Origin of the sequence: Natronococcus jeotgali DSM 18795 (assembly GCF_000337695.1) — an archaeon.
Classification (GTDB): domain Archaea; phylum Halobacteriota; class Halobacteria; order Halobacteriales; family Natrialbaceae; genus Natronococcus; species Natronococcus jeotgali.
Genome location: NZ_AOIA01000128.1, coordinates 82123 through 103916, shown reverse-complemented (window position 1 = coordinate 103916; position 21794 = coordinate 82123). Strand labels below are relative to the sequence as shown.

Sequence of the window (21794 nt, the reverse complement as noted above, 5' to 3'; positions counted from 1 at the left end):
GTAAAACGGGATCGCGGGCTGTCGAGCCGACCACTGCGCGAAAAAGTTAAATGCTAGGTACCTTCGAGCGAGTAGAGGATCGCTACCAGCCCGGCGATGGTCACCCAGAGGACGCCGAGCAGGCTGGCGGCGTCCGACAGCGAGAGCAGCGGCGCGACCCCGTAGCTGACGACGACGGGCCCGGCGGCGATCAGCGCGATCCCGACCGCGAGGTAAAACATCGCGAGGCTGTCGTTGCGGCGGTACCCCCGGTAGGCGTAGCCGGCGACGACCAGGCCGACGACCGCTGTCGCGAGCGCCGTCGCGAACAGCACTGCGGCGGGATCAACGGCGATCATGGATCACCTCTAGGATGACAACGAGCCCGACCAGCTGGCAGGCGGTGGCGATCGTCTCCTGCCAGACCGTCTCGACGACGCCGACGTTCGACAGCGCGAGCCGCAGGAGCATCGGCACGGTGGTGAGCAACACGAGCCCGACGCCGAGCAGGAGCATCCCTCGCCCGCCTCCGGCGCGGTAGCCCCGATAGAGCCGCACCGCCAGGTACACCGACAGCACCGTCGCGAGGACGAGCGAGAGAAACACCAGCGCGACCACCGGCGGGGAGCCCCCGACGGTCGCGGCGCGAACGCCGTCCGCGAGGACGACGTCGACGCCCGTCCTCGGGAGCGACCCCGTCGGCGACGCGACGGCGGGAACCGTTTCCGGACTCATTTGAACCCCTCGTAGAGCCGGGTGAATCGGTCCGCAGCCGATTCCGTCCGTTCGATCTCGACGTCGTACCCCTCCTCGGCGAGGCGGATCCGCACCTCGCGGAGGCGGGCCGCGTACACCTTGTGGTGGTGGCCGTCCGGATCGAGCTGCTGGTGGGCCTCGAGCAGGTCGGCCTCGGTGAGTCGCTCGACGCGCCGGTAGATCGTCGAGGGGTCCGCGTCGCAGGCGTCGCTCAGCGCCCGTACCGACTGGGGTTCGTCGGAGGTGCGGACGAGGATCGTCTTGACGTAGTCGTCGCCGAGGATTTCGACGACGTCGACCTCGCCGTCGTCGGCCATCGGCCGTCGGTACTCGGGCCGGCCCAATGGGTGTTTCCCGGAACGAGGACGCGACTCGACGCGGATCGTCGTCCGTCGGCCCCGGCGCGCCCGTGGTGGGGCCGCACCGACGGCCGTGCCCGATAGTCCGTTCGGGACGACTCCGCGAACGAGGTCGTTCGGGACGACCGCTGCGAACGAGGGGACGATCGACTCGGACGGCACGGTCGAGATCGAACGGTCGGCGGGCCAACGTTTATTCTCCGCGCAGGGGATTGTTCGTGCAATGGGTTCCACGAGGACCGGAACCGCAGGGACGACCGTCGACCGGTTCACCCGCGGGCTCCGGTGGTTCCTCTCGGTTCCGGTTCGCCGGGAGACCTACCGTCGCCTGGCGTACCTGCTGCTTGCCTTCCCGCTCGGACTACTCTACTTCGTCTTCCTCGTCGTCGGAATCTCGATCGGGATCGGGCTCTCGATACTGCTCGTCGGGATCCCGATCCTGGCGTTCGCCGTCGGGTCGGCGCTGCTTGCCGCCCAGTTCGAGCGCCGGCTGGTGACCCTCCTGCTCCCGGTCGAGGTCGGCGCCAGACGCGAACTCGAGGGGGAGCGACGGCGGGACCGAGCGCTCGATCTGGCGACCGACCTCCGGACCTGGACGCCGCTGCTCTACCTCCCGTCGGTCTTCCTGCTGGGGACCGTTTCGTTTACCCTCCTGACGACGGCGCTGTCGACGGCGCTGGCGATGGTGCTGGTTCCGCTGTACTACGACCAGCCCGGGCTGTACGTCGGCGTCGTCACCGACCGGGCGCCGGAGTTCCACCAGACCGTCTATCTGGCCTGGAACCAGCTGCTGGTCGGGTTCGAGGCGGTCGTGACGGTCGGCTACTGGGAGATCACGACGCTCCCGGGGGCACTCGCCGTCGCCGCCGGAGGGATCGTCCTCGGACTGCTCACGCTGCACGCGCTGAACGCGCTCGCGGGGCTGTTCGCTCGGTACGCCCGTCTCCTGCTCGCGGACGGGTACGAGCCGACCGCGCTGGTCGGTTCGGCCTAACAGCTCGGATCGGCGAGCCCCGGGACATCCTCGTCGGATCTCGTCGACTGCGCGGCTGGTCCGCGGGTTAGCGGGAGAAGTAGGCACACTATCTACGATAGGTGGCCAAGGTAAGGTACTTTAACTACGATAGGTACCTATCACAAGGCAGATGCTGCAGTAGCGGTCCGTGCGCGCCTTTCGATGGTTAACATGCAGGCCACACGCTCATTGGTCGGATCGTTGTGTAATCGGTATGGCAACGCTCGAGACGACACAGGAGCGGACCCGATCGGAAATCGCCGCGTACCTCCGGGAGTTCGCCGACGAACTCGATCCGGAGACGCGGACCGAGAACGCGACCCGCGGCACCGCCGCCGGAACGAGCGGAACCGACGCACCCGAGGCCTCGAGAACGGACCGCCGGACCGCCGACGCCGATGCGACCGGAGACCGCGATCCGGACCGCGCCGCGAGCGTCGGCGACAAGGTCACGGTGATCGCGGGCAACGAGAGCGCGACGATCAACCCGCCGCGGACGTGCGCGTTCGACATCGCGATCGATACCGATTCCGACCTCCTGAACGCGGGGGCCGAACGAAGCACCACGTTCACGATCCGCTGGGACGCCGAGCACGTCGAGAACGACGACGAACTCCGCGTCGAGTGAACCGGCAGTCGGCGTTCGTTCGCCGTCTCAACGGACGCCGTGGCGCTCGTAGAACCGCCGAACGCGATCGTCGGCCAGCAGCGGCTCGTGGACCTGCATCGCCTTGAGTCCGGGGTAGCTGTTCGCTTCGATGACCTTGAACGACCCCTCGTCGTCGGTGACCACCAGATCCCACCCGACGTAGGGGATCGTCGGAAGGCTCGAGGCCAGTCCCCGGACGTCCTCGCGGATCGCCTCCCAGGCCGGCACCCGCTCGCCCTCGATCCGCGCTCCGGTCTCGGGGTGGCGGACGTGCCACTCGAGGCGGCCGCTACCCTGCGGGAGCTGTGCGGCCCGCCCGAACTCTCCGGTTTCGAGGTCGATCCGGGCGCTGAGTCCGCCCTGCGAGAAGTTGTCCATCGAGCCCGAGGCGTCCGTTCCGATCCGCTGGACCGCGGCCGCGATGAACGCCTCCTCGCGGTCCTCGTCGTACATCGTGAGTGCGCGAATCGTGTTCGGCGTCTCGGGGTAGAGCTCGGCCGCGTACGGACCCTGTTCGACGTGTTCGCAGACGAGGTAGTCCTCGAGGCCGTCGATCCGCGAGATCAGCGCCCCCCGATCGTAGCGCTCGCCGTTGATCTCGTAGCCGTCGTCGGTCCGCGAGCACAGCAGGACGTTGTTTCCGCCGCCGCCTCTGACCCACTTGAGGACGAGCTTGCCGTCCGCGTCGAGTCGGTCGGCGACCCGCTCGCCGGCGTCGGCGACGGCGCTCGTCCTCGCGTCGACGGTCGCCTCGAGCGCGGCCGATTCTCCGCCGCCGATCGCCGGCGGCGACGAGTCGTCGGCGTCGTCGATCTCGTGGAAGGTTCCGCTTCGGATGAGCCCGTGAACGGCCATCCGATGGTCGGGGTAAGAGCGCATCAGCCAGTCGAAAAACAGCTTGTTCGAGAGCGCGATCGACCACGTCCCGTTGATGGTTTTCGTCCCCACGTACCGCTGGTAGTCGCTGACGAAGGCCGCGGGATCGTACCGCTCGAAGTCGTAGATCACGCCGGCCCTGCTCAGAAAGCCGCGCCGCCAGAGCGCGAGCCGGCGCGAGAGCGACTGCGAGTACGACGGGAGCTCCCGCTCGGTGGCGAGGAAGTCGCGGATCCCCTGTGCCGTGAAGTACGCCTCGCGAACGTTCATAGCGGGTACCTCTCGGGCGCCGATCGTGAACGTTGTGCTTCCCACCCGCAGGGGAACGTCCGGCGGCCTCGGTTCTCGTCTCGACGCGACATCGGACGGTTCGGCCCGTCTCGGCCTCGAGAGCGCGCCGAGACGCGCCGTTCGAGCCCCTCGAACCCGTATTCGAGCACCCCGGACTTGCAGGCACAACCCCCTTCCGACCCACGGTGATGGGATTCTGTACCGCGAGAGAGACTCAATACCATGCACTCCGATCCACCGTACCGGCGCGTTCAGCACGACCGTCGTCCCAGATTCACCCATGGCAGTTGACATCGACATCGAATCCGCCAGCTTCGACGAGAAGCTCGAGAAGTCCCTCGAGGTGCTCGAGGAGACCCGATCCGAGTTCGACGACCCAACCTTCACCTGCAGTTTCGGAAAGGACTCCAACGCCGTCTTAGACCTCCTCGCGCGCTCGAGCGTCGACCTCGAGGCCGACGTCGCGCTGTCCTTTCTCGACCACGGGAACCACTTCGAGGCGACCTGGGGGATGAAGGAGACGCTCGAGGACCGCTACGGCGTTTCCTTCGAGACCTACGAACCGGACTCGAGCTACGAGGAGCTCGTCGTCGAACACGGCCCCCGCGTGAACCAGCGCAAGCCGGACCTGTGCTGCCAGACGCTCAAGTCGGCGCCGATGGAACGGATGGTCGACGGCCACGACGGCTGGATCACCGGCTACCGGATCGACGAGGGGCTCGACGACGGCGAGGGCGAGGGCAGCTACGACTGGCGCAAGCACCTCGACTTTTTCGAGGAGAAAGCGGAAGTGACCCGGATCAACCCGATCGTCCACTGGACGACCGAGGACGTCTGGGAGTACCACGAGCGCCGGGAGATCCCGTACAACGACCTCTACGACGAGGGCTTCGAGTGTCTCGGCTGCAAGCAGTGCACCCTCGACGGCGACCCGCTGTTCGCCTACGACAGCATCCGTCGGGTCGGCGACGGGACGGAACCGGAGGCGAGCGACTGATGACGATCGAATCCACCGATCCACGATGACCGCCGAAAAACAGTCCCCGGACGAGATCGCGGACCGCCTGCTCGGGAGGACCGACGACGACGAGCTCGTCCTCCACCTCGAGGACGGAACCGAGCTCCCGGTCTCGATCAGGCGTCCGCTCTACCTGCCGAGCTCGGTCCAGGAAGGCGTCGAGGGCGGGAGCGTCCGCTACTCGGTGCTGGCCGACGAGGAGGCGGTCGAACGGCTCGAGCTGCCCGCCAGCGAGGGCGTCATCGCGGCCGAGGAACTCGAGGCCGGCTCCTGGACCCGATCGCGCGTCGAGTTCCACGAGCGGGTCGACGACGACGAGTTCGGCGACCTCGAGCGCTCCGAGGAGCTGCGCGCGGTCTCGTAGGCCTCGGCGACCCGTCAGTTTTTGATCGCGGTAACGACCAGCGAGAGCGCGATGAGGACGAGCAGCCCGATGGCGATGTAGCTGTTAAAGAGGAAGGCGGCGGCGCTCTCGCCGGTCAGCAGCCACCCGGTGACGAACCCCGACTCGGCGATGTCTCCGAGGATCACCCCCAGCACGAGGCTGACCAGCGGATAGTCGTAGACGACGAGCACCACGCCGAGCAGCCCGAACAACAGGACGATGTAGAGGTCGACCGGCGCGTTCCGAACCGCGAACCCGCCGACGACCGCGAGCACCGCTACCGAGGGAATGATATAGCGAATAGGGATGTACGCGAACTTCCCGAAGTACCGCGAGCCGGCCAGCCCGTAGACGAGGATCAGGGCGTTGCCCACGAACAGCGAGAGGATCATCGCGTAGACGATGTCGCCCGAGGAGTCGAACAGCGCGGGACCCGGGTTCAGCCCGTGGAGTGCGATCGCACCCAGCAACGCCGCCGTCGCGCCGCTGCCGGGAATCCCGAGGGTCAGCGTCGGGATCAGCGCGCTGCCCTGGGTGGCGTTGTTGCTCGAGTCCGCCGCGATGACGCCCTCGATGATCCCGCTGCCGAAGCGGTCGGCCAACTCGTCGTTCGCCCAGCGCTTGGCCTCGTTGTACGAGACGAAGTTCGCCACGTCCGCGCCGGCGCCGGGCAGCGCTCCGATGAACGTCCCGATGAGGGCGCCGCGGAGAAACGCCGCGGGGCGGGACGCGACCGCTCGAGCCGCGTCGTACACCTCCGAGACGCCCCGCTGGACGGTGTGATCTCCGGTGACGACGGTCCCCCGGTAGGCCAGCCAGAACACCTCCGCCAGCACGAACAGCCCGATGAGGACGACGACGAAGTCGACGCCCTCGAGCAGCGCCGTCTGTCCGAACGTGGCGCGGGGCTGGGCGAGCTGGGGGTCGTTCCCGACGGTGCCGATCAACAGCCCGAACGCCCCGGCGAGCAGGGCCTTCGAGAGCGAGGATCCCTTCGCAGCGGGGATGATCGTCAGCGCGAACACCGCGAGCAGGAACATCTCCGGGTTGCCGAAGTTCAACGCGAACTCGGAGATCGGCGGGGCGAAGATCAGCAACACGGTCGCCGCGATCAGCCCGGCGAGCCCGGAGACGATCGCCGAAACCGCGAGCGCGTAGATCGCCCGCCCCTGCTTGGTGAGCTCGTAGCCGTCCCAGCAGGTGACGATCGAGCCCGGGGCGCCGGGGGTGTTGATGAGGATCGCCGGGATCGAGCCGCCGTAGACAGCCCCGCCGTAGGCCGAAACCAGGAAGATCAGCGCCGTGGTCGGCTCGAAGGGGATCGTCACGGGGGTAAAGAGGATGATCGTCATCGTCGCGGAGAAGCCGGGGATCGCCCCGAAGACGATCCCGACGGCCGTCCCCAGCAGGATCGCGAACAGGACGTACGGGCTCGCGAGGATGCCGAGCGCGCCGTCGATCGCCGCGGGAGCGAGGAGTCCGAACATGGTCACAGGGGGATCATCAGCCACTGGACGAACACGAGCCAGACGCCGACCGCGAAGCCCAGCGAGTACCCCGCCAGCGCCAGCGGATTGCGCTCGCCGAACAGGTACAGCGTGGCCGCGAGGAAGGCGACCGTCGCGGTGAGAAAGCCGATCGGCTCGAGGGCGAGGACGTACCCCGCGGTGAGCGCGACCAGCAGCGCCGCGCTTCGCACGGTAAAGATCCCCTCGTCGTCCGGCCCGGCGTCGGTGTCCGGATCGAACGCGGCGGCCGCGCTCTCGACTCGCTCGTCGGACGAGCCGTCCCCGCCGCCGACCGAGACGGCCTGAACCGCCGCGGTGACGAGCGCGAGCGCGATCGTCGCGTACAACAGCGGCCCCGCGTACAGCATCGACAGCTCCGGTAGCGCCCGCGTGTCCCAGTAGTAGAACAGACAGAACGCCAGGACGAGTCCCGGAAACAGCAGTTCGCCCGTGTCGATCTCGACCGTCCGCGAGCCGGCCGCGACGGTGACGACCGGCGGTGTGATCCCTGTCATACGTTATTCGTCGTAGATGAAGTTCTCGACGACGTCCGCGTACGTTTCCATGAACTGCGAGGTGGCCTCGACCTCGGCCGCGGTCTCGTCGGGGCCGCGGTACTCCAGGATCTCGTCGAGTCCGCCCTGATTTCCCGCTTCGGTCAGGAACGACTCGTCGTCGAACACCGCCGAGTAGGTCTCGGCGAGCCGTTCGAACCGATCGGGATGGTTCTCTCTGAGACCGCCGGGAACGACCACGAGCTTCCACTGGCCGAGCCCCTCCTCGACGAGGGGGACGTCCTCGAGGCCGAGGTCGGCGAACGACGGCGTGTCGGGCCACAGGTCCTGGGGCTCGGCGGTGTGCGAGCCCAGCGCGAGCACGTCGCCGACGTAGTCGGGGTTGAACGCCCACGGCTGGTTGACGCCCGCGTCGACGTCGCCCGCGAGGACGGCCTGTCGGACCCCGGAGCCCCCCTCCATGTTGACGATCGTCAGATCCAGATCGTACGTCTCCGCGACCAGTAACGCCGACAGCGCCGTGTTCCCGATCGCGGAGGTGATCCCCACGGTCGCGCCGTTCTCGCGGGCGTACTCGACGAATTCCTCGAGGTCGTCGTACGGCCGGTCGGGCGGGGCGAACCACATCGTCGGATCCCAGTGGTGGGTGCCCAGGTAGTCGAACGACTCCATCTGGTAGGGCGCGTTCTGAAACAGCCAGGTAGCCTGCATCTGGGGCATGTTCCACATCGCGACCGTGGTGCCGTCCGGATCGGCGTTGTACAGCTCCTCGCCGCCGACCTGGGTCGAACCGCCGGGGTAGTTCTCGACGACGAACTCGATGCCGAGGCGATCCGACCACGCCGGCGTCGTGATCCGCATCGATCGATCGGTGCCCCCGCCCTGCGCCCAGGGGACGATCGCCGTAACCCGCTGCTCGTCGAACCGTTCGGTGACGCCGAGCGCGTCGGCGCCGTAGGCCGCCGTTACCGAGAGTCCCGTGACGCCGGCCGCGAGAAACTCCCGTCTACCGAGGTCTGTGGATGACATTGTTACTGTCCGTCGCCCCCTCGAGCACGCCCGTTCGCCCGGCCGGGGGCGGTCGCCGGGCCGATTCGCGACGAACCAGTACCGAACCGCACGCGTCGGCGTCGGAACCGGCGGCGGGAACCCGCAAGCGCCGTCGATTCGTCCGCCGACCGTCCGGGTTCCGAATTGTTACTACTATTACGTTTACTAGTAACAACTCAGTTAGGGTTGGGGGTTCTGCCTGCGTGTGCAAAGAAAAATAATGATAGACCTCCCGATCGCCCCGACCGGTACGGGGACGCCTCGAGACGGGATCCGATCTCGCGTACGGAACGGAGCCTATTCGAGCAGTCGCTCGGCTCGCTCGAGGTCGGCCGGCGTATTGACGTTGACTCGCGAACCCGGCAGCCGAACGGGGTCGACGCGCCGTCCCGCCGCCGCCAGGAGGCCGACGGCTTCGCTGAGTTCGCACTCGCCGCTGTCTGCGGGGCGAGCGAGCGCGAGCGCGTGGAAGATCTTCGGCGACAGCACGTAACACCCCGTCGTCACCAGCCGCGAGGGCGGGTCGTCGGCCTTCTCGACGATCCCCGCGACGCGACCGTCCTCGAGGGCGACCGCGCCCGTCTCGCGGGCGGTCTCCCGCTCGACCTCCTCGACGAGCACCGCGGCCGCCGCGTCGGTCGAGCGGACGCGCTCGACGGCAGGATCGATCCCGCCCTCGAAGACGTTGTCGCCGTTCAGAACGACGAACGGCTCCTCGACGCGGGACTCCGCGAGCGAGACCGCGTGGCCGAGTCCCCTCCGTTCGCGCTGGTGGACGTACGTGATCGGCACGTCCCGGTAGGCGTCGCCGTAGCGGTCGACGATCTGTGCCTTGCGATAGCCGACGACGACCACGAGCCCGTCGACGCCGGCCTCGAGCAGCGTCTCGAAGACGCGACTCAGGATCGGTCGGCCGTCGACCTCGACGAGTCCCTTGGGTCTGTCCTCGGTCAGCGGACGCAGTCGCGTCCCCTCGCCTGCGGCGGGAACGACTCCCTTCATACGCTCACGTAGCCCCTCGGCCGAGAAAAGTCTCGAGGACGTTCCGTGCCGCGGGTGCGCACTCGAGGACTCACCGCGAACCACAAAACAGATACCCGCGCTCCCCGGTCGTCCACTCGGTCGGGGCGTTCGCACGGCGCCAGGTGACGCTTGTTCCGACCCTCCTGTTTCCGATCGGCCAGCGCCGGGTCTAGACGCTCGGCGCGGGGTCGGACGGCTGCAGCTCCGGACGCGCGGCTTCGGCCTCGAGCCACGCCTCCGCGTCGAGGGCGGCCATGCTCCCGGTTCCCGCCGAGGTTACGGCCTGGCGGTAGTCGGGATCCATCACGTCGCCCGCGCCGAAGACGCCTTCGACCGCGGTCTCGGTCGTCATCCCCTCGAGGGTCTCCAGGTGGCCCGAGTCGGCGAGTTCGACCGGGGTGTCCTCGAGGAAGTCGGTGTTGGGGACGTGGCCGACGCCGTAGAAGATCCCGCCGACGTCGACCGTTTCGCGCTCGACCTCGCTCGCGGCCCGCGGCGCCGCGGTCTCCTCGAGCTTCTCGGTCGGGTGGCCGTCGGGGTGGGCGACGAGCGTCGCGCCGGTGACTCCCTCCTCTCGGGAGCCGTGGATCTCGAGCAGCTCGGTATTCCAGCGGAAGGCGATCTTCTCGTGGTTCCGGGCCCGTTCGGCCATGACCTCGGAGGCGCGCAGCTCGTCGCGCCGGTGGACGACCGTCACCGAGTCGGCGAACTTCGCGAGGAACAGCGCCTCCTCCATCGCCGAGTCGCCTCCGCCGATCACGAGGACGTCGTCGCCGCGGTGGAAGGCGCCGTCGCAGGTCGCACACGTCGAGACGCCGTAGCCCATCAGTTCGTCCTCGCCGTCGGCGCCGACCCAGCGGGCGCTGGCGCCGGTCGCGACGATCAGCGACCGCGTCCGGACGGCGTCGCCGTCCGCGAGCTCGAGTTCGAACGGGCGGTCCTCGAGCGTCGCGTCCTCGACGGTGCCGTGTTCGAACTCGGCGCCGAACCGTTCGGCCTGTTCTTTCCCGCGCTGGATCAGCTCCATCCCGCCGACGCCCTCGGGGAAGCCGAGGTAGTTCTCGACGTCGGTGGTCAGGGTGAGCTGACCGCCCGGCTCGGGCCCCTCGAGGACGAGGGGCTCGAGGTCGGCCCGCGCGGCGTAGACGGCGGCCGAGAGGCCGGCGACGCCGGAGCCGACGATTACGACGTCGCGAACGGCCGCGTTCGAGTCCCCGCTCATTCGGTGTAGCGCTCGATCAGGCTGCGGAGTCGGTCCTCCGGCAGGGCGCCGGTGTGCTGTTCGACCTGCTCGCCGTCGGCGAACACCAACAGCGTGGGGACGCCGCGGACGCCGTAGGCGGCGGCGAGTTGCTGGTTGGCGTCGACGTCGACCTTCGCGACCGTCGCGTCGGTCTCGGCCGCGATCGTCTCGACGACGGGCTCGAGCATCTTGCAGGGGCCACACCAGTCGGCGTAGAAGTCAACGAGCACGACGTCGCGGTCGCTCACGACCGTCTCGAGGTGGTCCTCGCCGTCGATGTAGAGCGGTTCGTTCGTCGGTTCGTTCGCCGAGGGGCTGGTTGCATCGGTTGTCATCACGCCATCGTACGGGTCGGAGCCGCTTAAAGGTTTTGTAGGTAGTGTACAATATAGTATGCCCCGATTCGATCGAACGTCTTCACATCCGAATATGGGAGATCGAAATGAGACGAATATACGTAATACAGACACTCTAGGAACTCCCTTTGCATTGGCCTCGGATCGGAAGCCGATATAGGATTGCACAATATGTACAAAATATTTCGGACAGCGAGCCCGCATCGCGGACGGCGATCGAACGATCCGACGCGGTTCGTCAGGTTGCTCGAGCGAACCGAAACCGTCGCTCCCCCGGACCCCGGCCCCAACGGCGACCCGGAGTCGAGCGCAGTACGCGACGGAAGCGAGTCGGACCGGCCGAAGTCCGCGAGCCGAGCGATGCGGTCTCGTGGTCCTCCCCTCCCGCTCGGCTCGATGGCGAGGGCCGAATCGGCGAGTGTCTCGGTATCCCTCGAGGAAGTCCACGAACGACGTCTCGACGCTCGCAGTAGAAGGGATCGTGGCCCCAGTAGCGTTCGGTCCGTGTCGGAAGCTTGAACTTGACGTTGGCGCAAGGCGGGTGTAAGGCGTTCGTTTCGACCCGTTCCGGGCGGGTCCGTGCCGACACCATGCTCGAACTCACGCTTCTGGTCGTCCTCGGTACCTCCGCCCCCTGCTGGTCCACTCTTATTTTCTCTACCCCGCGGCGCTGGCGCTGCTGGCCCGGCTGATTTCGGCTCCCGACTCGACGGGATCCGACACCCTTCCCTCGGTCGCGCTCGTGATCGCGGCGTACAACGAGGAGGAGATCATCGCGGAGAAGATCGAGAACAGCCTGGCGCTCGAGTACCCCGCCGACCGACTGTCGATCGTCGTCTTCTCCGACGCGTCCTCGGATCGAACCGACGAGATCGTCCGCTCGTACGCCGACGAGGGGGTCGAACTCGTCCGCGTCGAGAGGCGGGTCGGCAAGACCGAGTGCCAGAACCGGGTCGTCGACCACGTCGACGAGGAGGCCGTCGTCTTCTCCGACGCCAACAGCATGTACGGGCCCGACGCGATCCGGGAGCTGGTGGCGGCGTTCGGTCCGGACGTGGGCCGCGTCGTCGGCGAACTCACGTACCGGGACTCGAGCGCGGTCGACGGCGAGTCCGTCTACTGGCGCTACGAGTCGCTGCTCAAACGCCTCGAGTCGGCCGTCGGCTCGTCGGTCACCGGAAACGGCGCGATCTACGCGGTTCGGGCCTCGTCGTACGCCCCCCTCCGCCGGGACGCGATCAGCGACTTCGCGGAGCCGCTGGCGATCGTGCGCAACGGCCAGCGGGTCGCGTACGCCGCCGACGCGGTCGCCCGGGAGCGCACGGAGGCGACGGTCGACGACGAACTCGCCCGCCGATTCCGGATCGTCACCCGATCGTGGCACACCGTCGCGAACAACGCCGCGTTGCTGAACCCGGTTCGGTACCCGCTGTTCTCGTTCCAGTTGCTCTCGCACAAGGTGCTCCGGTGGCTCTCGCCGCTTTTCCTTGCGGGCGCGTTCCTCTCGAACCTCGGACTCGTTCTCGTCGCTCCGAGCTCGCTCTACCTCGCCGCGTTCGGCGCACAGCTCGCGTTCCACGGGCTCGCGGCCGTCGGCGCGGCCCTCGATCGCGCCGCGGTTTCGACGCCCACGGTCGTCCACGTCCCCCACTTCTTCCTCGTCGCGAACTACGGCATGCTCGCCGGCCTGTGGAACTTCCTGCGCCGGGAGAGCATCGTCACCTGGAACACGACCTCGAGGGAATCGGAACCGTGACCCGCGTCGTCCACCTCTCGTCGGTCCACTACCCGTTCGATCCGCGCATCTTCCACAAGCAACTGCGAACGCTGTCGGCCGCAGGATATCAGACGACGCTGCTCGTCCACCACGAGGAGTCGACGGAGCGAAACGGCGTCCGCGTGCGCTCGGTCGGCGACGTCGAAACCCGCCTCGAGCGCTGGCGGAACCTCCCGACGCTGTTTCGGGCGGCTCGGGCCGAGGACGCGGCCGTCTACCACCTCCACGATCCGGAGCTGTTGCCGATCGGCGTCCTGCTGTCGCTGACGACCGACGCGAAGGTCGTCTACGACGTCCACGAGGACTACGCGGACGCGATCCGGCTTCGCGAGTGGATCCCCGACCCCGTCAAACCCGCGTTACGGCGGTCGTTTCCGGCGATCCAGGCGGCGTTGACCCGAGCGTTCGACCTCGTCGTTACCGCGGACGACTCCACCCGGGAGCGACTCGAGGCGCGCACGAGCGCGCCCGTCGAGACGGTCCGAAACCTGCCGACGGTCGGTGAAATCGAGACCGACCGCGTCGACGTCGAGCGTACCCACGAGCACGTGCTGGCCTACGTCGGCGGGTCGACCGGGAGCGGGGGCTGATGAACATGCTTCGGGTTACCGCTCGGCTGCGAGAGCGCGGTCTCGACGTCGGACTCTGGCTGCTCGGCCCGTTCCAGGACGAGGAAATCGAGCGCACCGCCCGGGCGTTCGTGGAGCGGGAAGGGATCGCCGAGCACGTTCGACTGTTCGGCTACGTCGACTACGACGAGCTCTTCTCGTCCCTCGCGGCGGCCGACGTCGGACTCCTGCTGGTCGACGAGGACCGTTTCCTCCGCAACGTCCCGACGAAGTTCTTCGAGTCCCTCTACTGCGAGCTCCCCGTCCTGTCGACCGAGGTCACGTCGCTCGAGCCCTACGCCGCCGACGCCTACTGCGTTCGGGTCCCCGAGGCCGACCTCGAGCGGGCCGCCGAGGAACTCGCGGCGCTGCTCGCGGAGCCGGAGACCAGAGTGCGGATGGGCGAGGCCGGCCGCGAGGCGGTCGTCTCGGAGTACAGCTGGGAGATCGAGGGGGATCGACTGCTGGCCGCCTACGAACGGCTCACGGGCGATCGAGCGACGAGACCGACGAGATCCGAACACGAATGACCACCGTTTCAGTTATCACCCCGACGTACAACCGGGCGGAGACGCTCCCGCGAGCGATCGAGAGCGTCCTCGCACAGGACCACGAGGCGTTCGAGCACGTGATCGTCGACGACGACTCGACCGACGACACCCCGGCCGTCGTCGCCGAGTACGACGACGACCGCATCGAGTACCGCCGGCTCGAGGACAACGCCGGGGCCAACGCCGCCCGGAACGCGGGGATCCGCGCGGCCTCGGGCGAGTACGTCGCCTTCCTCGACTCCGACGACGAGTTCTACCCCGGCAAGCACGGGGCCTGCGTCGACGCCCTCGAGTCGCTGCCCGAGCGCTACGGCGGCGTCTTCCACGGCTACGACATCTACCGCGGCGAGACCTACCTCGGACCGGAGGCGACCGCCGAGGGCCGCGTGACCCTCGCCGACCTCGGCGAGGCGAACGTCCCCGGTAGCTTCGTCGCGACGGCGTTCAGACGCGAGGTCTTCGACGCCGTCGGCGAGCTCGACGAGGCGATGGCCGCCTCACAGGACTACGAGTTCTACCTGCGGGTCGCCCGGGAGTACGACCTCTACGGGCTCGGGGCGGTGCTGGCGAGACACTACCGACAGCCCGACTCGATCTCGCTCGATCCGGACGCGAGGCGCGCGGGGAAAGCCCAGCTCGTCGAGCGCCACGGCGACGTGCTGACCGATCGGCGCCACGCCCACCACCACTACCTCCTCGGGCTGGCCCACGCGAAGCGCGACGAACTGGGGCCGGCGCGGCGGGAACTCGCCAGGGCGATCCGGCTCCACCCGACGAGCCCGTTCCCGTACGTCCACCTGGCGACCTGCGTGACCCCGACGACGTTCGCGCTCGGCATGGCCGCGAAGCGACGGGTGAAACGTCTGCTGGGACGGTGAACGTCCGCTCAGCTTCGCGTTCGCGATAGCAAGTCGCGATCGTCGGCGCGATGGCCTCCGACGCCGGGAGCCGTCGATCCGACGCCGTTCGTTCGACCCTCGAGGAGCGGATCGCGTAGCCGTCCTCGAGGGCGGAACGGGCGCGACGCGGACGCACGGAACCGACGACTACCGGGTCGGCTCGGCCCGGCGGCCGAACAGGAGGTAGCCGATCGCGGCGGTCGCGAGCACCGCGCCGATCGACCAGTCGAACAGCGTGTACGACTCGAAGAACTGGTGGATCGCCCAGCCGACCGCGAGCGCGAGCATCGCGACGTCGACCCGCCGGTAGTCGAGCGTCGCGGCGGCGACGCTGCCGGCGACGAGCCCGACGTAGGCGAACCCGCCGACGAGGCCGGTCTGGACGAACACGGCGAGATAGGAGTTGTGCGGCGTCGGTGCCGCGTCGCCTGCGAGGTAGGGTTCGATGGCCACGCTGGGCGGACCGCTGCCGTGGCCAAAGAGCAGGGGACCGTCGGCGATCGCGCGCAGGCTCGCGGTCCAGAGTTCGAACCGGCCCGACGCCGTGACGTCGACGGCGCCGACGGCCATCCCCGCGAGCACCCCGGCGACGGCCAGGACGGAGCCGACGACCGCGATCGGGACGGCGCGGCGACCGACGGCGACGGAGGCGCCGTAGATGCCGACGGCGACCGCGGCGGCGAGCATCGCCGCGCGGGCGTTCGAGAGGAAGAGCCCGAGTCCGCAGACGGCGGCGAGAACCCCGGCGGCGGTCGCCCCGAGCGGTCGGCGGGCGGCCGCCGTGCGGTGGAACTCGACGACTGCGGCGACGAACCCGCCGAACGCCACCAGTCCCAACCCGTTCGGGTTCGGGAAGATCGACCGCAGCGTCGACACGTCGGGATCGACCCCCGGAACGCTCGGCGAGGAGGCGGGGTACTGGCCGACCTCGAAGATCCACAGCGAGTACTCGCCGACGGCGTAGGTCGCAAGGCCCGCCAGAACGACAAGCGCCGCGAGCTGGGCGAGGAGCCAGAGAAACGCGCGCTCGGGGACGAGCCGGGGAATCACGAAGAGGCCGCTCCCCATCAGCACCGCGGCCCAGATCGGCCACCGGGACTGCGAACTCGAGGGGACGAACGCGAGGGTGTGTGCGAGGTAGAGCCCGGTTAGTACGGCGAAACAACCGACGGCCGCCCACTGGCGGGCAGTGAACCGCCTGGCGTCGCCGACGACGAGAACGTACGAGACCGTGAGCGCGAACGCGAGACCGATCGCGAACGCCCGGTTCGGACCGAACCCGAACCCCGGGGAACTGGTCTGGTAGACCAGTCCGAAGAGGGCGAACGCGATTCCGAGAACAGAGAGGAACGCCGCCTGACGGTGTTGGCTCTCGCGGTAGGTGGCGACGGCGAGACGCGCCCCGAGGATCACTCCGAGGACGATCGCGGCGACCGACAGCTGCCACGCCAGGACGGTATCGGTGGTGTGTGCGACCACCACGAGAGCCAGGAAGAGACCGAACAGCCCGTAGACCGCGCCGTCGACGATCCGATTCCCGGCCACTCGTCGGGAGAGCGCCGTCGACGGATCTCCTGCAGCGGTACTCACTGGGCTAGCAATTCGACGGATCCAATAAGTATCTACTTCATCGCCGCCCGCGCACCGCAACGGCTCGAGCGCGCGGACTCGTGACCGGGTGCACGGAAGGGAAGCGTGCGGATCCGCCCTCCCCGCCCCGCCCTCGAGGCAGGTCCCGGTGGCGGTACTGACCCGACGCGCAACCGACAACTCGCCGGCGGAGACAATCACGAACGCGTACCGATCCGTACCAGAACGTTATTGTAACAAGAGACTTACCACTTAGTATCAATGCAAGCCGTCGTACTCGCCGCCGGAGAGGGAACGCGACTGCGCCCGCTGACGGAGGACAAGCCGAAGGGACTCGTCGAGGTCGACGGGAAGCCGATCATCACGCACTGTCTCGACCGCCTCGTCGAGCTGGGCGCGAGCGAGTTCGTCGTCGTGGTCGGCTACCTCAAGGAGAAGATCATCGACCACTACGGCGACGAGTACCGCGGGGTACCGATCACGTACGCCCACCAGCGCGAGCAGAAGGGGCTCGCCCACGCCCTACTGTGCGTCGAGGAACACATCGACGACGACTTCATGCTGATCCTGGGCGACAACATCTTCGAGGCGAACCTCGAGGACGTCGTCCGTCGCCAGCAGGAGGATCGCGCGGACGCGGCCTTCCTCGTCGAGGAGGTCCCCTGGGACGAAGCCTCGCGGTACGGCGTCTGCGACACCAACGCCTACGGTGAGATCACCGACGTCGTCGAGAAGCCCGACGATCCGCCGTCGAACCTCGTGATGACCGGTTTCTACACGTTCACGCCTGCGATCTTCCACGCCTGCCACCTCGTCCAGCCCTCCAACCGCGGCGAGTACGAGATCAGCGACGCGGTCGATCTGCTCATCCAGTCTGGCCGGACGATCGACGCGATCGGGCTGGACGGCTGGCGGATCGACGTCGGCTACCCCGAGGACCGCGATCGGGCCGAAGAACGATTGCAGGGGAAGGTTCCGGCCGAAGCCAGTTCGGACTGAGTTCGTCTCGGCGCCGAGTGGCTCCGACGGGATTCGAGCGACCGCCCGTTCGCCGGCGCGCTCGAGACCGACGATCGAATCGCCTGAGCGGCCGACGGCGACGGCCCGCCCGTCCCGCGTTCAGTCCTCTTGTCGAACCAGAAGGTAGCCGATCGTGATACTCGCCAGGGCGCCGCCGATCGACCACTCGAAGAGGGTGTAGGACTCGAAGAACTGGTGGACCGCCCAGCCGACCGCGAACGCGAGCGTCGCGACGTCGACCCGTTGGTAGTCGATCAGCCCCGCGACGACGCTGCCCGCGACGAGCCCGAGGTAGGCCAGCCCGCCGACGAACCCGGTCTGGACGAGCACCGTGAGGTAGGCGTTGTGCGGCAGGGGCGCCCCCTCTCCCTCGAGGTAGGGTTCGATGACGAGATTTGCCGGGCCGCTGCCGTGGCCAAAGAGCAGGGGGCCGTCGGCGATCGCGCGCAGGCTCGCGGTCCAGAGTTCGAACCGGCCCGACGCCGTGATGTCGACGGCGCCGACGTACATGCCGACGAGCAGTCCGGCGGCGCCGACCAGTCCCGCGACCGAGACGACGGGAACGGCGAGGCGACCGCCGAAGGCGTAGGCTGCGTAGATCGCGACCGCGATCGCCGAGGCGAGCATCGCCGCGCGGGCGTTCGAGAGGAAGACGCCGGCGGCACAGAGCCCGGCGAGCGCGAGCGCGAGTCCCGCGCCCAGCGGACGGCGTTCGAGGACCGACCGGTGGAACTCGACGGTCGCGCCGACGAGCCCGGCGAACGACACTAGACCGAAGGCGTTGGGGTTCGGGAAGATCGACTGCAGCGTCGTGACGTCGGCGTCGACCAGCGGCACCGACGGCGTGCCCGACCACTGGCGAACCTCGAAGATCCACAGCGAGTACTCGCCGACGGCGTAGGTCGCGAGCCCGACCAGTACGAGAACCGCCGCCAGCCGCGGGAGAACCCAGAGGTAGACGCGCACGGGAACGAGCCGGGGGACGACGAAGAGGTTCACCCCCAGCACGGCGGCGGCCCACAGCGGCCACCGCGACTGCGTGCTCGAGGGATCGTACTCGAGGGTGTGCACGAGATACAGCGCCGTCAGCACGGCGAAACAGCCGACGGCGGCCCACTGACCGACCGTGTACCGTCTGGCGTCGCTGACGACCAGAAAGAAGGCGACCGTGGCGCCGAACGCGACCGCGATCGCGAGGGGTCGATTCGGTCCGAGGCCGAGCCCCGGCGAACTGCTCTGGTAGAGCACGCCGAGGACGACGAACGTGACCCCGAACACCGAGAGGACGGCCGCCTGGCGGCGCTCGAACTCGGGGTAGGCGTCCGCGGCGAGCCGACACCCAAGCGCCGCGCCCAGCAGGACGCCGAAGGCGGCGACCTGCCAGGCTACCACCAGGTCGGTCGCGTACGCCAGCAGGAGCAACAGCAGGTGGAGCCCGAACAGCGCGTAGACGATTCCGTCGACGAGCCGATCGGCGTCCCAGTCCCGGGCGAACGGCGTCGCCGGCTCGCGTTCGACAGCGCTCACGATTCGATAATTACCGCCAATCAATAAATATCTATTCCAGAACCTGTCGTCGATTGCGACGGTCGCGTCGGAACCGAAACTCCGGGCGCCCGATCGAACCGTCCTCCCTCGAGCGGGCGCCCGCTCGGGGCTCGAGGACGCGGCCGAGACGGAGGCCGCCGGGCGGCGAACGTGTATCGGATCGTATATGTTTTGAACCTCGACCGTCTGCTCTCGAGCAATGCGCGTTCTCGTAACCGGTGGGGCCGGATTCGTCGGGGGTAACCTCGCCGAGTCCCTCGCTCGGGAGGGACACGACGTGACGGTGCTTGACAACCTGGATCCGTACTACGATACCGGAATCAAGGAACGAGCCGTCGAAGCCGCGACCGCCGCGGCCGAGAGCGGCGGCGGCGCCTACGAGTTCGTCGAGGGCGACGTTCGGAACGCGGCGCTCGTCGAGGACCTGGTCGGCGACGCGGAGATCGTCTACCACCAGGCCGCACAGGCCGGCGTTCGGACCAGCGTCGACGATCCGCAAAAGCCCAACGAGATCAACGTCGGCGGCACGCTGAACCTGCTGGACGCCGCACGGGACGCCGATATCGAACGGATCGTCCTGGCGAGCTCGTCGTCGGTGTACGGAAAACCGGAGTACCTCCCCTACGACGAATCCCACCCGACGACGCCGGTCAGCCCCTACGGCGTCTCGAAGCTGGCCGCCGACCAGTACGCCCGCGTCTACCACGAGGTGTACGGATTGGCGACCGTCTCGCTGCGGTACTTCACCGTCTACGGGCCGCGGATGCGGCCGAACATGGCGATCTCGAACTTCGTCTCGCGGTGTCTGAACGGGCGTCCGCCGGTCGTCTACGGCGACGGCTCCCAGACGCGCGATTTCACGTACGTCGACGACGTCGTCGACGTGAACCGGGCGCTGCTCCGGGACGGCTCGGCCGACGGCGAAATTCTCAACGTCGGCAGCGCCGACACCATCGCCATTCGGACCCTCGCGGAGCTCGTCCGGGACGAACTCGCACCCGGCCTCGAGATCGAGTACGCCGAGTCCCGCGAGGCCGACGCCGAACACACCCACGCCGACGTCGGGAAGGCCGCCGAGCTGCTCGGCTACGAACCCTCGACCGACGTCCGCGAGGGGGTCCGGAAGTTCGTCGACTGGTACCGGAGCAACCGGGAGTGGTACGAGCCGCTGGTGCTCGACGCCTATAGTAACAACTGAAACTGTTTGCACACCGATCGCACAGTAGTCGTGCGATCGGGTACGCACTGACTTTCAGTGGCTACTATAGCCCGAACCAGTAGCCTTATTCTCGGCTGCCCGGATAGCGTTCGTGAATGTCCCTCGCCGCGAAGATTCGGGCCGGACTCGAGGCGGACCTCCTCTCCCGTCTCGCGACCAACCTCTCGAGTGGGCTCCTGGTCGTCGTCCTGGCCCGTCTCCTCCGGCCCGACGAGTACGGACTGCTCTACCTCGCGATCTCGGTCTTTTCGATCGCCGCGGTGGTCGGCCGACTCGGCCTGGGCAAGTCCGCGGCCCGGTATCTCACCGAGTACGAGGAAAGCGACGCCGGACAGATCCCCCACGTCGTCGAGACCGCGGCGATCGCACTGGCGATCACCCTCGGGGTCGCGACGCTCGCGCTCGCCGTCGCCCGCGGGCCGATCGCGGCGCTGCTCGGCGAGCCCGGCCTCGAGCCGCTGTTGCTCGTCGGCGCGGTCTACGTCGCCTCGCACGGGCTGGTCAACGCCGGACGGAACCTCTGTCAGGGGTTCAAGGAGATCGAACGGGCCGCCCACATCGCGCTCCTCGAGGCGCTCGTCCGGCCCGCCGTCGCGGTCGGACTCGTCCTCGCCGGCTTCGGCGCGGTCGGCGCGCTCGTCGGCTACGTCGTCGCCTCCGTCCTGGCGGCGGCGCTTTTCGCGGTCGTCCTCTACCGGCGCTCCGCGAGCGTCGAGCGCTCCCCGCTCGAGGGCGGCCTCCGCCGTCGAATCGTCGAGTACGCGATGCCGATCACGCTGACCGAGAACGGCAGCGCGGTCATCAAGCGCGTCGACGTCGTCCTCATCGGCGCCTTCCTGACGCCGCTGGCGGTCAGCTACTACGTCGTCGCCAAACAGATCACGACGGTCCTCAAGTCGCCCGCGAACTCGCTGGGGTTCGCGATCTCCCCGCGGTACGGCGAGCAGCTCCGGCGGGGGAACCTCGAGACCGCGTCGCGGCTCTACGCCGAGGCGCTGACGGGCGTGCTCGCGTTCTACGTGCCGGCTGCCGTCGGGCTGGCGATCGTCGCCGAGCCGACGCTGACGCTGCTGTTCGGGTCCGAGTACGCCGGCGGCGCGATCGTGTTGCAGATCCTGACGGTCTACCTGGTCGTCCAGGCGGTCTCCTACGTCACCAGCGGCGGGCTCGACTATCTCGGCCTGGCGAGGCGTCGCGCGTACGCGAAGGGGGCGACGGCGGTCGCGAACCTCCTCCTGAACCTCGCGCTCATCCCGACGATCGGGATCGCGGGCGCGGCGCTCTCGACGGCCGGAACGTACGCCGCCTACGTCGCGGCGAACGTCTACCTGATCCACCGCGAGCTGGCGCTTGACTGGCGGGCGATCGGTCGCCGCTGCGCCAAGGTCGCCGCCGTCACGGGCGCCATGACCGTCGCCGTGGCGCCGCTCGCGCCCGCGATCGGAGGATTCGTCTCGCTTTTCGCGGTCGTCGCTCTCGGCGCGGCGGTCTGGCTCGGCGCGACCGTCTCCGTCGGTCTGGTCGAGCGGCGGCAGCTGCGGTCGGCGGTTCCCTTCTGA

At 68.4% G+C, this 21794-nt stretch carries 23 protein-coding genes; 11 read left to right on the top strand and 12 right to left on the bottom strand.

What is annotated here, in order from left to right; genetic code table 11:
* Positions 1-53 precede the first annotated feature (53 nt).
* The 3 genes from C492_RS15145 to C492_RS15135 are packed head-to-tail and all read right to left on the bottom strand — an operon-like array spanning position 54 to position 1052.
* Positions 54-338, bottom strand: coding sequence for a DUF7521 family protein (locus C492_RS15145; RefSeq protein ID WP_008425145.1), 285 nt, complete (start codon positions 336-338; stop codon positions 54-56).
* Complete coding sequence (locus C492_RS15140) at positions 325-714, bottom strand: hypothetical protein (RefSeq protein WP_008425142.1); 390 nt, start codon at positions 712-714, stop codon at positions 325-327. The genes C492_RS15145 and C492_RS15140 overlap by 14 nt, the downstream gene beginning before the upstream one ends.
* Positions 711-1052 (bottom strand): helix-turn-helix domain-containing protein, encoded by a 342-nt coding sequence (locus C492_RS15135; RefSeq protein ID WP_049893114.1) that lies wholly within the window; start codon positions 1050-1052, stop codon positions 711-713. The genes C492_RS15140 and C492_RS15135 overlap by 4 nt, the downstream gene beginning before the upstream one ends.
* A 265-nt stretch (positions 1053-1317) precedes the next feature.
* On the opposite strand from C492_RS15135, the gene C492_RS15130 reads away from it, so the two are divergent.
* Together C492_RS15130 and C492_RS15125 are read left to right on the top strand one after the other, a co-directional pair.
* Positions 1318-2088: a sensor domain-containing protein gene (locus tag C492_RS15130; protein ID WP_008425137.1), complete on the top strand. Its 771-nt coding sequence runs from the start codon at positions 1318-1320 to the stop codon at positions 2086-2088.
* Between the two features lie 235 nt (positions 2089-2323).
* A complete protein-coding gene (locus tag C492_RS15125; protein WP_008425135.1) occupies positions 2324-2737 on the top strand; it encodes a hypothetical protein in 414 nt (137 codons plus the stop codon).
* Positions 2738-2764: 27 nt separating this feature from the next.
* Here C492_RS15125 and C492_RS15120 read toward each other — a convergent pair whose 3' ends face one another.
* Positions 2765-3904, bottom strand: a complete 1140-nt coding sequence (locus C492_RS15120; RefSeq protein WP_008425133.1) for a sugar-transfer associated ATP-grasp domain-containing protein — start codon at positions 3902-3904, stop codon at positions 2765-2767.
* A gap of 301 nt (positions 3905-4205) precedes the next feature.
* On the opposite strand from C492_RS15120, the gene C492_RS15115 reads away from it, so the two are divergent.
* On the top strand, positions 4206-4922 hold the full coding sequence (locus C492_RS15115) for a phosphoadenosine phosphosulfate reductase family protein (RefSeq protein ID WP_008425131.1): 717 nt from the start codon (positions 4206-4208) through the stop codon (positions 4920-4922).
* 25 nt (positions 4923-4947) lie between these two features.
* Positions 4948-5307, top strand: a complete 360-nt coding sequence (locus C492_RS15110) for a hypothetical protein (protein ID WP_008425130.1) — start codon at positions 4948-4950, stop codon at positions 5305-5307.
* 14 nt (positions 5308-5321) lie between these two features.
* Here the strand turns inward: C492_RS15110 and C492_RS15105 are convergent, their stop codons facing one another.
* The 6 genes from C492_RS15105 to trxA all read right to left on the bottom strand — a co-directional run bounded on the left by C492_RS15105 (position 5322) and on the right by trxA (position 11002).
* Positions 5322-6839, bottom strand: a complete 1518-nt coding sequence (locus C492_RS15105; RefSeq protein WP_239643450.1) for a tripartite tricarboxylate transporter permease — start codon at positions 6837-6839, stop codon at positions 5322-5324.
* Positions 6818-7351: a tripartite tricarboxylate transporter TctB family protein gene (locus C492_RS15100; RefSeq protein WP_008425126.1), complete on the bottom strand. Its 534-nt coding sequence runs from the start codon at positions 7349-7351 to the stop codon at positions 6818-6820. Before C492_RS15100 ends, C492_RS15105 begins: the two co-directional genes overlap by 22 nt.
* A gap of 3 nt (positions 7352-7354) precedes the next feature.
* Positions 7355-8380, bottom strand: a complete 1026-nt coding sequence (locus C492_RS15095) for a Bug family tripartite tricarboxylate transporter substrate binding protein (protein ID WP_008425123.1) — start codon at positions 8378-8380, stop codon at positions 7355-7357.
* A 318-nt stretch (positions 8381-8698) separates the two neighbouring features.
* A complete protein-coding gene (locus C492_RS15090; protein WP_008425122.1) occupies positions 8699-9403 on the bottom strand; it encodes a sugar phosphate nucleotidyltransferase in 705 nt (234 codons plus the stop codon).
* 190 nt (positions 9404-9593) lie between these two features.
* Positions 9594-10646, bottom strand: coding sequence for an NAD(P)/FAD-dependent oxidoreductase (locus C492_RS15085; protein WP_008425120.1), 1053 nt, complete (start codon positions 10644-10646; stop codon positions 9594-9596).
* Positions 10643-11002 (bottom strand): thioredoxin, encoded by a 360-nt coding sequence (gene trxA, locus C492_RS15080; protein WP_008425117.1) that lies wholly within the window; start codon positions 11000-11002, stop codon positions 10643-10645. The genes C492_RS15085 and trxA overlap by 4 nt, the downstream gene beginning before the upstream one ends.
* Before the next feature lie 763 nt (positions 11003-11765).
* Between trxA and C492_RS15075 the strand changes: the two genes are divergently transcribed.
* From C492_RS15075 to C492_RS15065, 4 genes are read left to right on the top strand one after another with little or no spacing between them, the layout of a single operon-like run.
* Positions 11766-12779: a glycosyltransferase gene (locus C492_RS15075; RefSeq protein WP_008425115.1), complete on the top strand. Its 1014-nt coding sequence runs from the start codon at positions 11766-11768 to the stop codon at positions 12777-12779.
* On the top strand, positions 12776-13390 hold the full coding sequence (locus C492_RS25410; RefSeq protein ID WP_008425113.1) for a glycosyltransferase: 615 nt from the start codon (positions 12776-12778) through the stop codon (positions 13388-13390). Before C492_RS15075 ends, C492_RS25410 begins: the two co-directional genes overlap by 4 nt.
* Positions 13391-13395: 5 nt before the next feature.
* Positions 13396-13938: a glycosyltransferase gene (locus C492_RS25405; protein ID WP_239643449.1), complete on the top strand. Its 543-nt coding sequence runs from the start codon at positions 13396-13398 to the stop codon at positions 13936-13938.
* Entirely contained in the window at positions 13935-14837 is a 903-nt protein-coding gene (locus C492_RS15065; RefSeq protein ID WP_008425110.1) for a glycosyltransferase family 2 protein, read from the top strand. The genes C492_RS25405 and C492_RS15065 overlap by 4 nt, the downstream gene beginning before the upstream one ends.
* 168 nt (positions 14838-15005) lie before the next feature.
* Here C492_RS15065 and C492_RS15060 read toward each other — a convergent pair whose 3' ends face one another.
* Positions 15006-16448, bottom strand: a complete 1443-nt coding sequence (locus C492_RS15060) for an O-antigen ligase family protein (RefSeq protein ID WP_049893110.1) — start codon at positions 16446-16448, stop codon at positions 15006-15008.
* 261 nt (positions 16449-16709) lie between these two features.
* Between C492_RS15060 and aglF the strand changes: the two genes are divergently transcribed.
* Complete coding sequence (gene aglF, locus C492_RS15055; protein ID WP_008425106.1) at positions 16710-17447, top strand: UTP--glucose-1-phosphate uridylyltransferase AglF; 738 nt, start codon at positions 16710-16712, stop codon at positions 17445-17447.
* A 120-nt stretch (positions 17448-17567) separates the two neighbouring features.
* Here aglF and C492_RS15050 read toward each other — a convergent pair whose 3' ends face one another.
* Positions 17568-18995, bottom strand: coding sequence for an O-antigen ligase family protein (locus C492_RS15050; protein ID WP_008425105.1), 1428 nt, complete (start codon positions 18993-18995; stop codon positions 17568-17570).
* A 220-nt stretch (positions 18996-19215) separates the two neighbouring features.
* On the opposite strand from C492_RS15050, the gene C492_RS15045 reads away from it, so the two are divergent.
* Together C492_RS15045 and C492_RS15040 are read left to right on the top strand one after the other, a co-directional pair.
* Positions 19216-20214, top strand: coding sequence for an SDR family oxidoreductase (locus C492_RS15045; RefSeq protein ID WP_008425103.1), 999 nt, complete (start codon positions 19216-19218; stop codon positions 20212-20214).
* A 116-nt stretch (positions 20215-20330) separates the two neighbouring features.
* Positions 20331-21794: a flippase gene (locus C492_RS15040; RefSeq protein ID WP_008425101.1), complete on the top strand. Its 1464-nt coding sequence runs from the start codon at positions 20331-20333 to the stop codon at positions 21792-21794.

Excerpts from the sequence above, each read along its gene's own strand:
- C492_RS15140 (WP_008425142.1), bottom strand. The coding sequence starts at position 714 with ATGAGTCCGGAAACGGTTCCCGCCGTCGCGTCGCCGACGGGGTCGCTC.
- C492_RS15130 (WP_008425137.1), top strand. The coding sequence starts at position 1,318 with ATGGGTTCCACGAGGACCGGAACCGCAGGGACGACCGTCGACCGGTTC.
- C492_RS15120 (WP_008425133.1), bottom strand. The coding sequence starts at position 3,904 with ATGAACGTTCGCGAGGCGTACTTCACGGCACAGGGGATCCGCGACTTC.
- C492_RS15125 (WP_008425135.1), top strand. The coding sequence starts at position 2,324 with ATGGCAACGCTCGAGACGACACAGGAGCGGACCCGATCGGAAATCGCC.
- C492_RS15145 (WP_008425145.1), bottom strand. The coding sequence starts at position 338 with ATGATCGCCGTTGATCCCGCCGCAGTGCTGTTCGCGACGGCGCTCGCG.
- C492_RS15040 (WP_008425101.1), top strand. The coding sequence starts at position 20,331 with ATGTCCCTCGCCGCGAAGATTCGGGCCGGACTCGAGGCGGACCTCCTC.
- C492_RS15115 (WP_008425131.1), top strand. The coding sequence starts at position 4,206 with ATGGCAGTTGACATCGACATCGAATCCGCCAGCTTCGACGAGAAGCTC.
- C492_RS15100 (WP_008425126.1), bottom strand. The coding sequence starts at position 7,351 with ATGACAGGGATCACACCGCCGGTCGTCACCGTCGCGGCCGGCTCGCGG.
- C492_RS15045 (WP_008425103.1), top strand. The coding sequence starts at position 19,216 with ATGCGCGTTCTCGTAACCGGTGGGGCCGGATTCGTCGGGGGTAACCTC.
- C492_RS15135 (WP_049893114.1), bottom strand. The coding sequence starts at position 1,052 with ATGGCCGACGACGGCGAGGTCGACGTCGTCGAAATCCTCGGCGACGAC.
- trxA (WP_008425117.1), bottom strand. The coding sequence starts at position 11,002 with ATGACAACCGATGCAACCAGCCCCTCGGCGAACGAACCGACGAACGAA.
- C492_RS25405 (WP_239643449.1), top strand. The coding sequence starts at position 13,396 with ATGCTTCGGGTTACCGCTCGGCTGCGAGAGCGCGGTCTCGACGTCGGA.
- C492_RS15095 (WP_008425123.1), bottom strand. The coding sequence starts at position 8,380 with ATGTCATCCACAGACCTCGGTAGACGGGAGTTTCTCGCGGCCGGCGTC.
- C492_RS15065 (WP_008425110.1), top strand. The coding sequence starts at position 13,935 with ATGACCACCGTTTCAGTTATCACCCCGACGTACAACCGGGCGGAGACG.
- C492_RS15085 (WP_008425120.1), bottom strand. The coding sequence starts at position 10,646 with ATGAGCGGGGACTCGAACGCGGCCGTTCGCGACGTCGTAATCGTCGGC.
- aglF (WP_008425106.1), top strand. The coding sequence starts at position 16,710 with ATGCAAGCCGTCGTACTCGCCGCCGGAGAGGGAACGCGACTGCGCCCG.
- C492_RS15110 (WP_008425130.1), top strand. The coding sequence starts at position 4,948 with ATGACCGCCGAAAAACAGTCCCCGGACGAGATCGCGGACCGCCTGCTC.
- C492_RS15090 (WP_008425122.1), bottom strand. The coding sequence starts at position 9,403 with ATGAAGGGAGTCGTTCCCGCCGCAGGCGAGGGGACGCGACTGCGTCCG.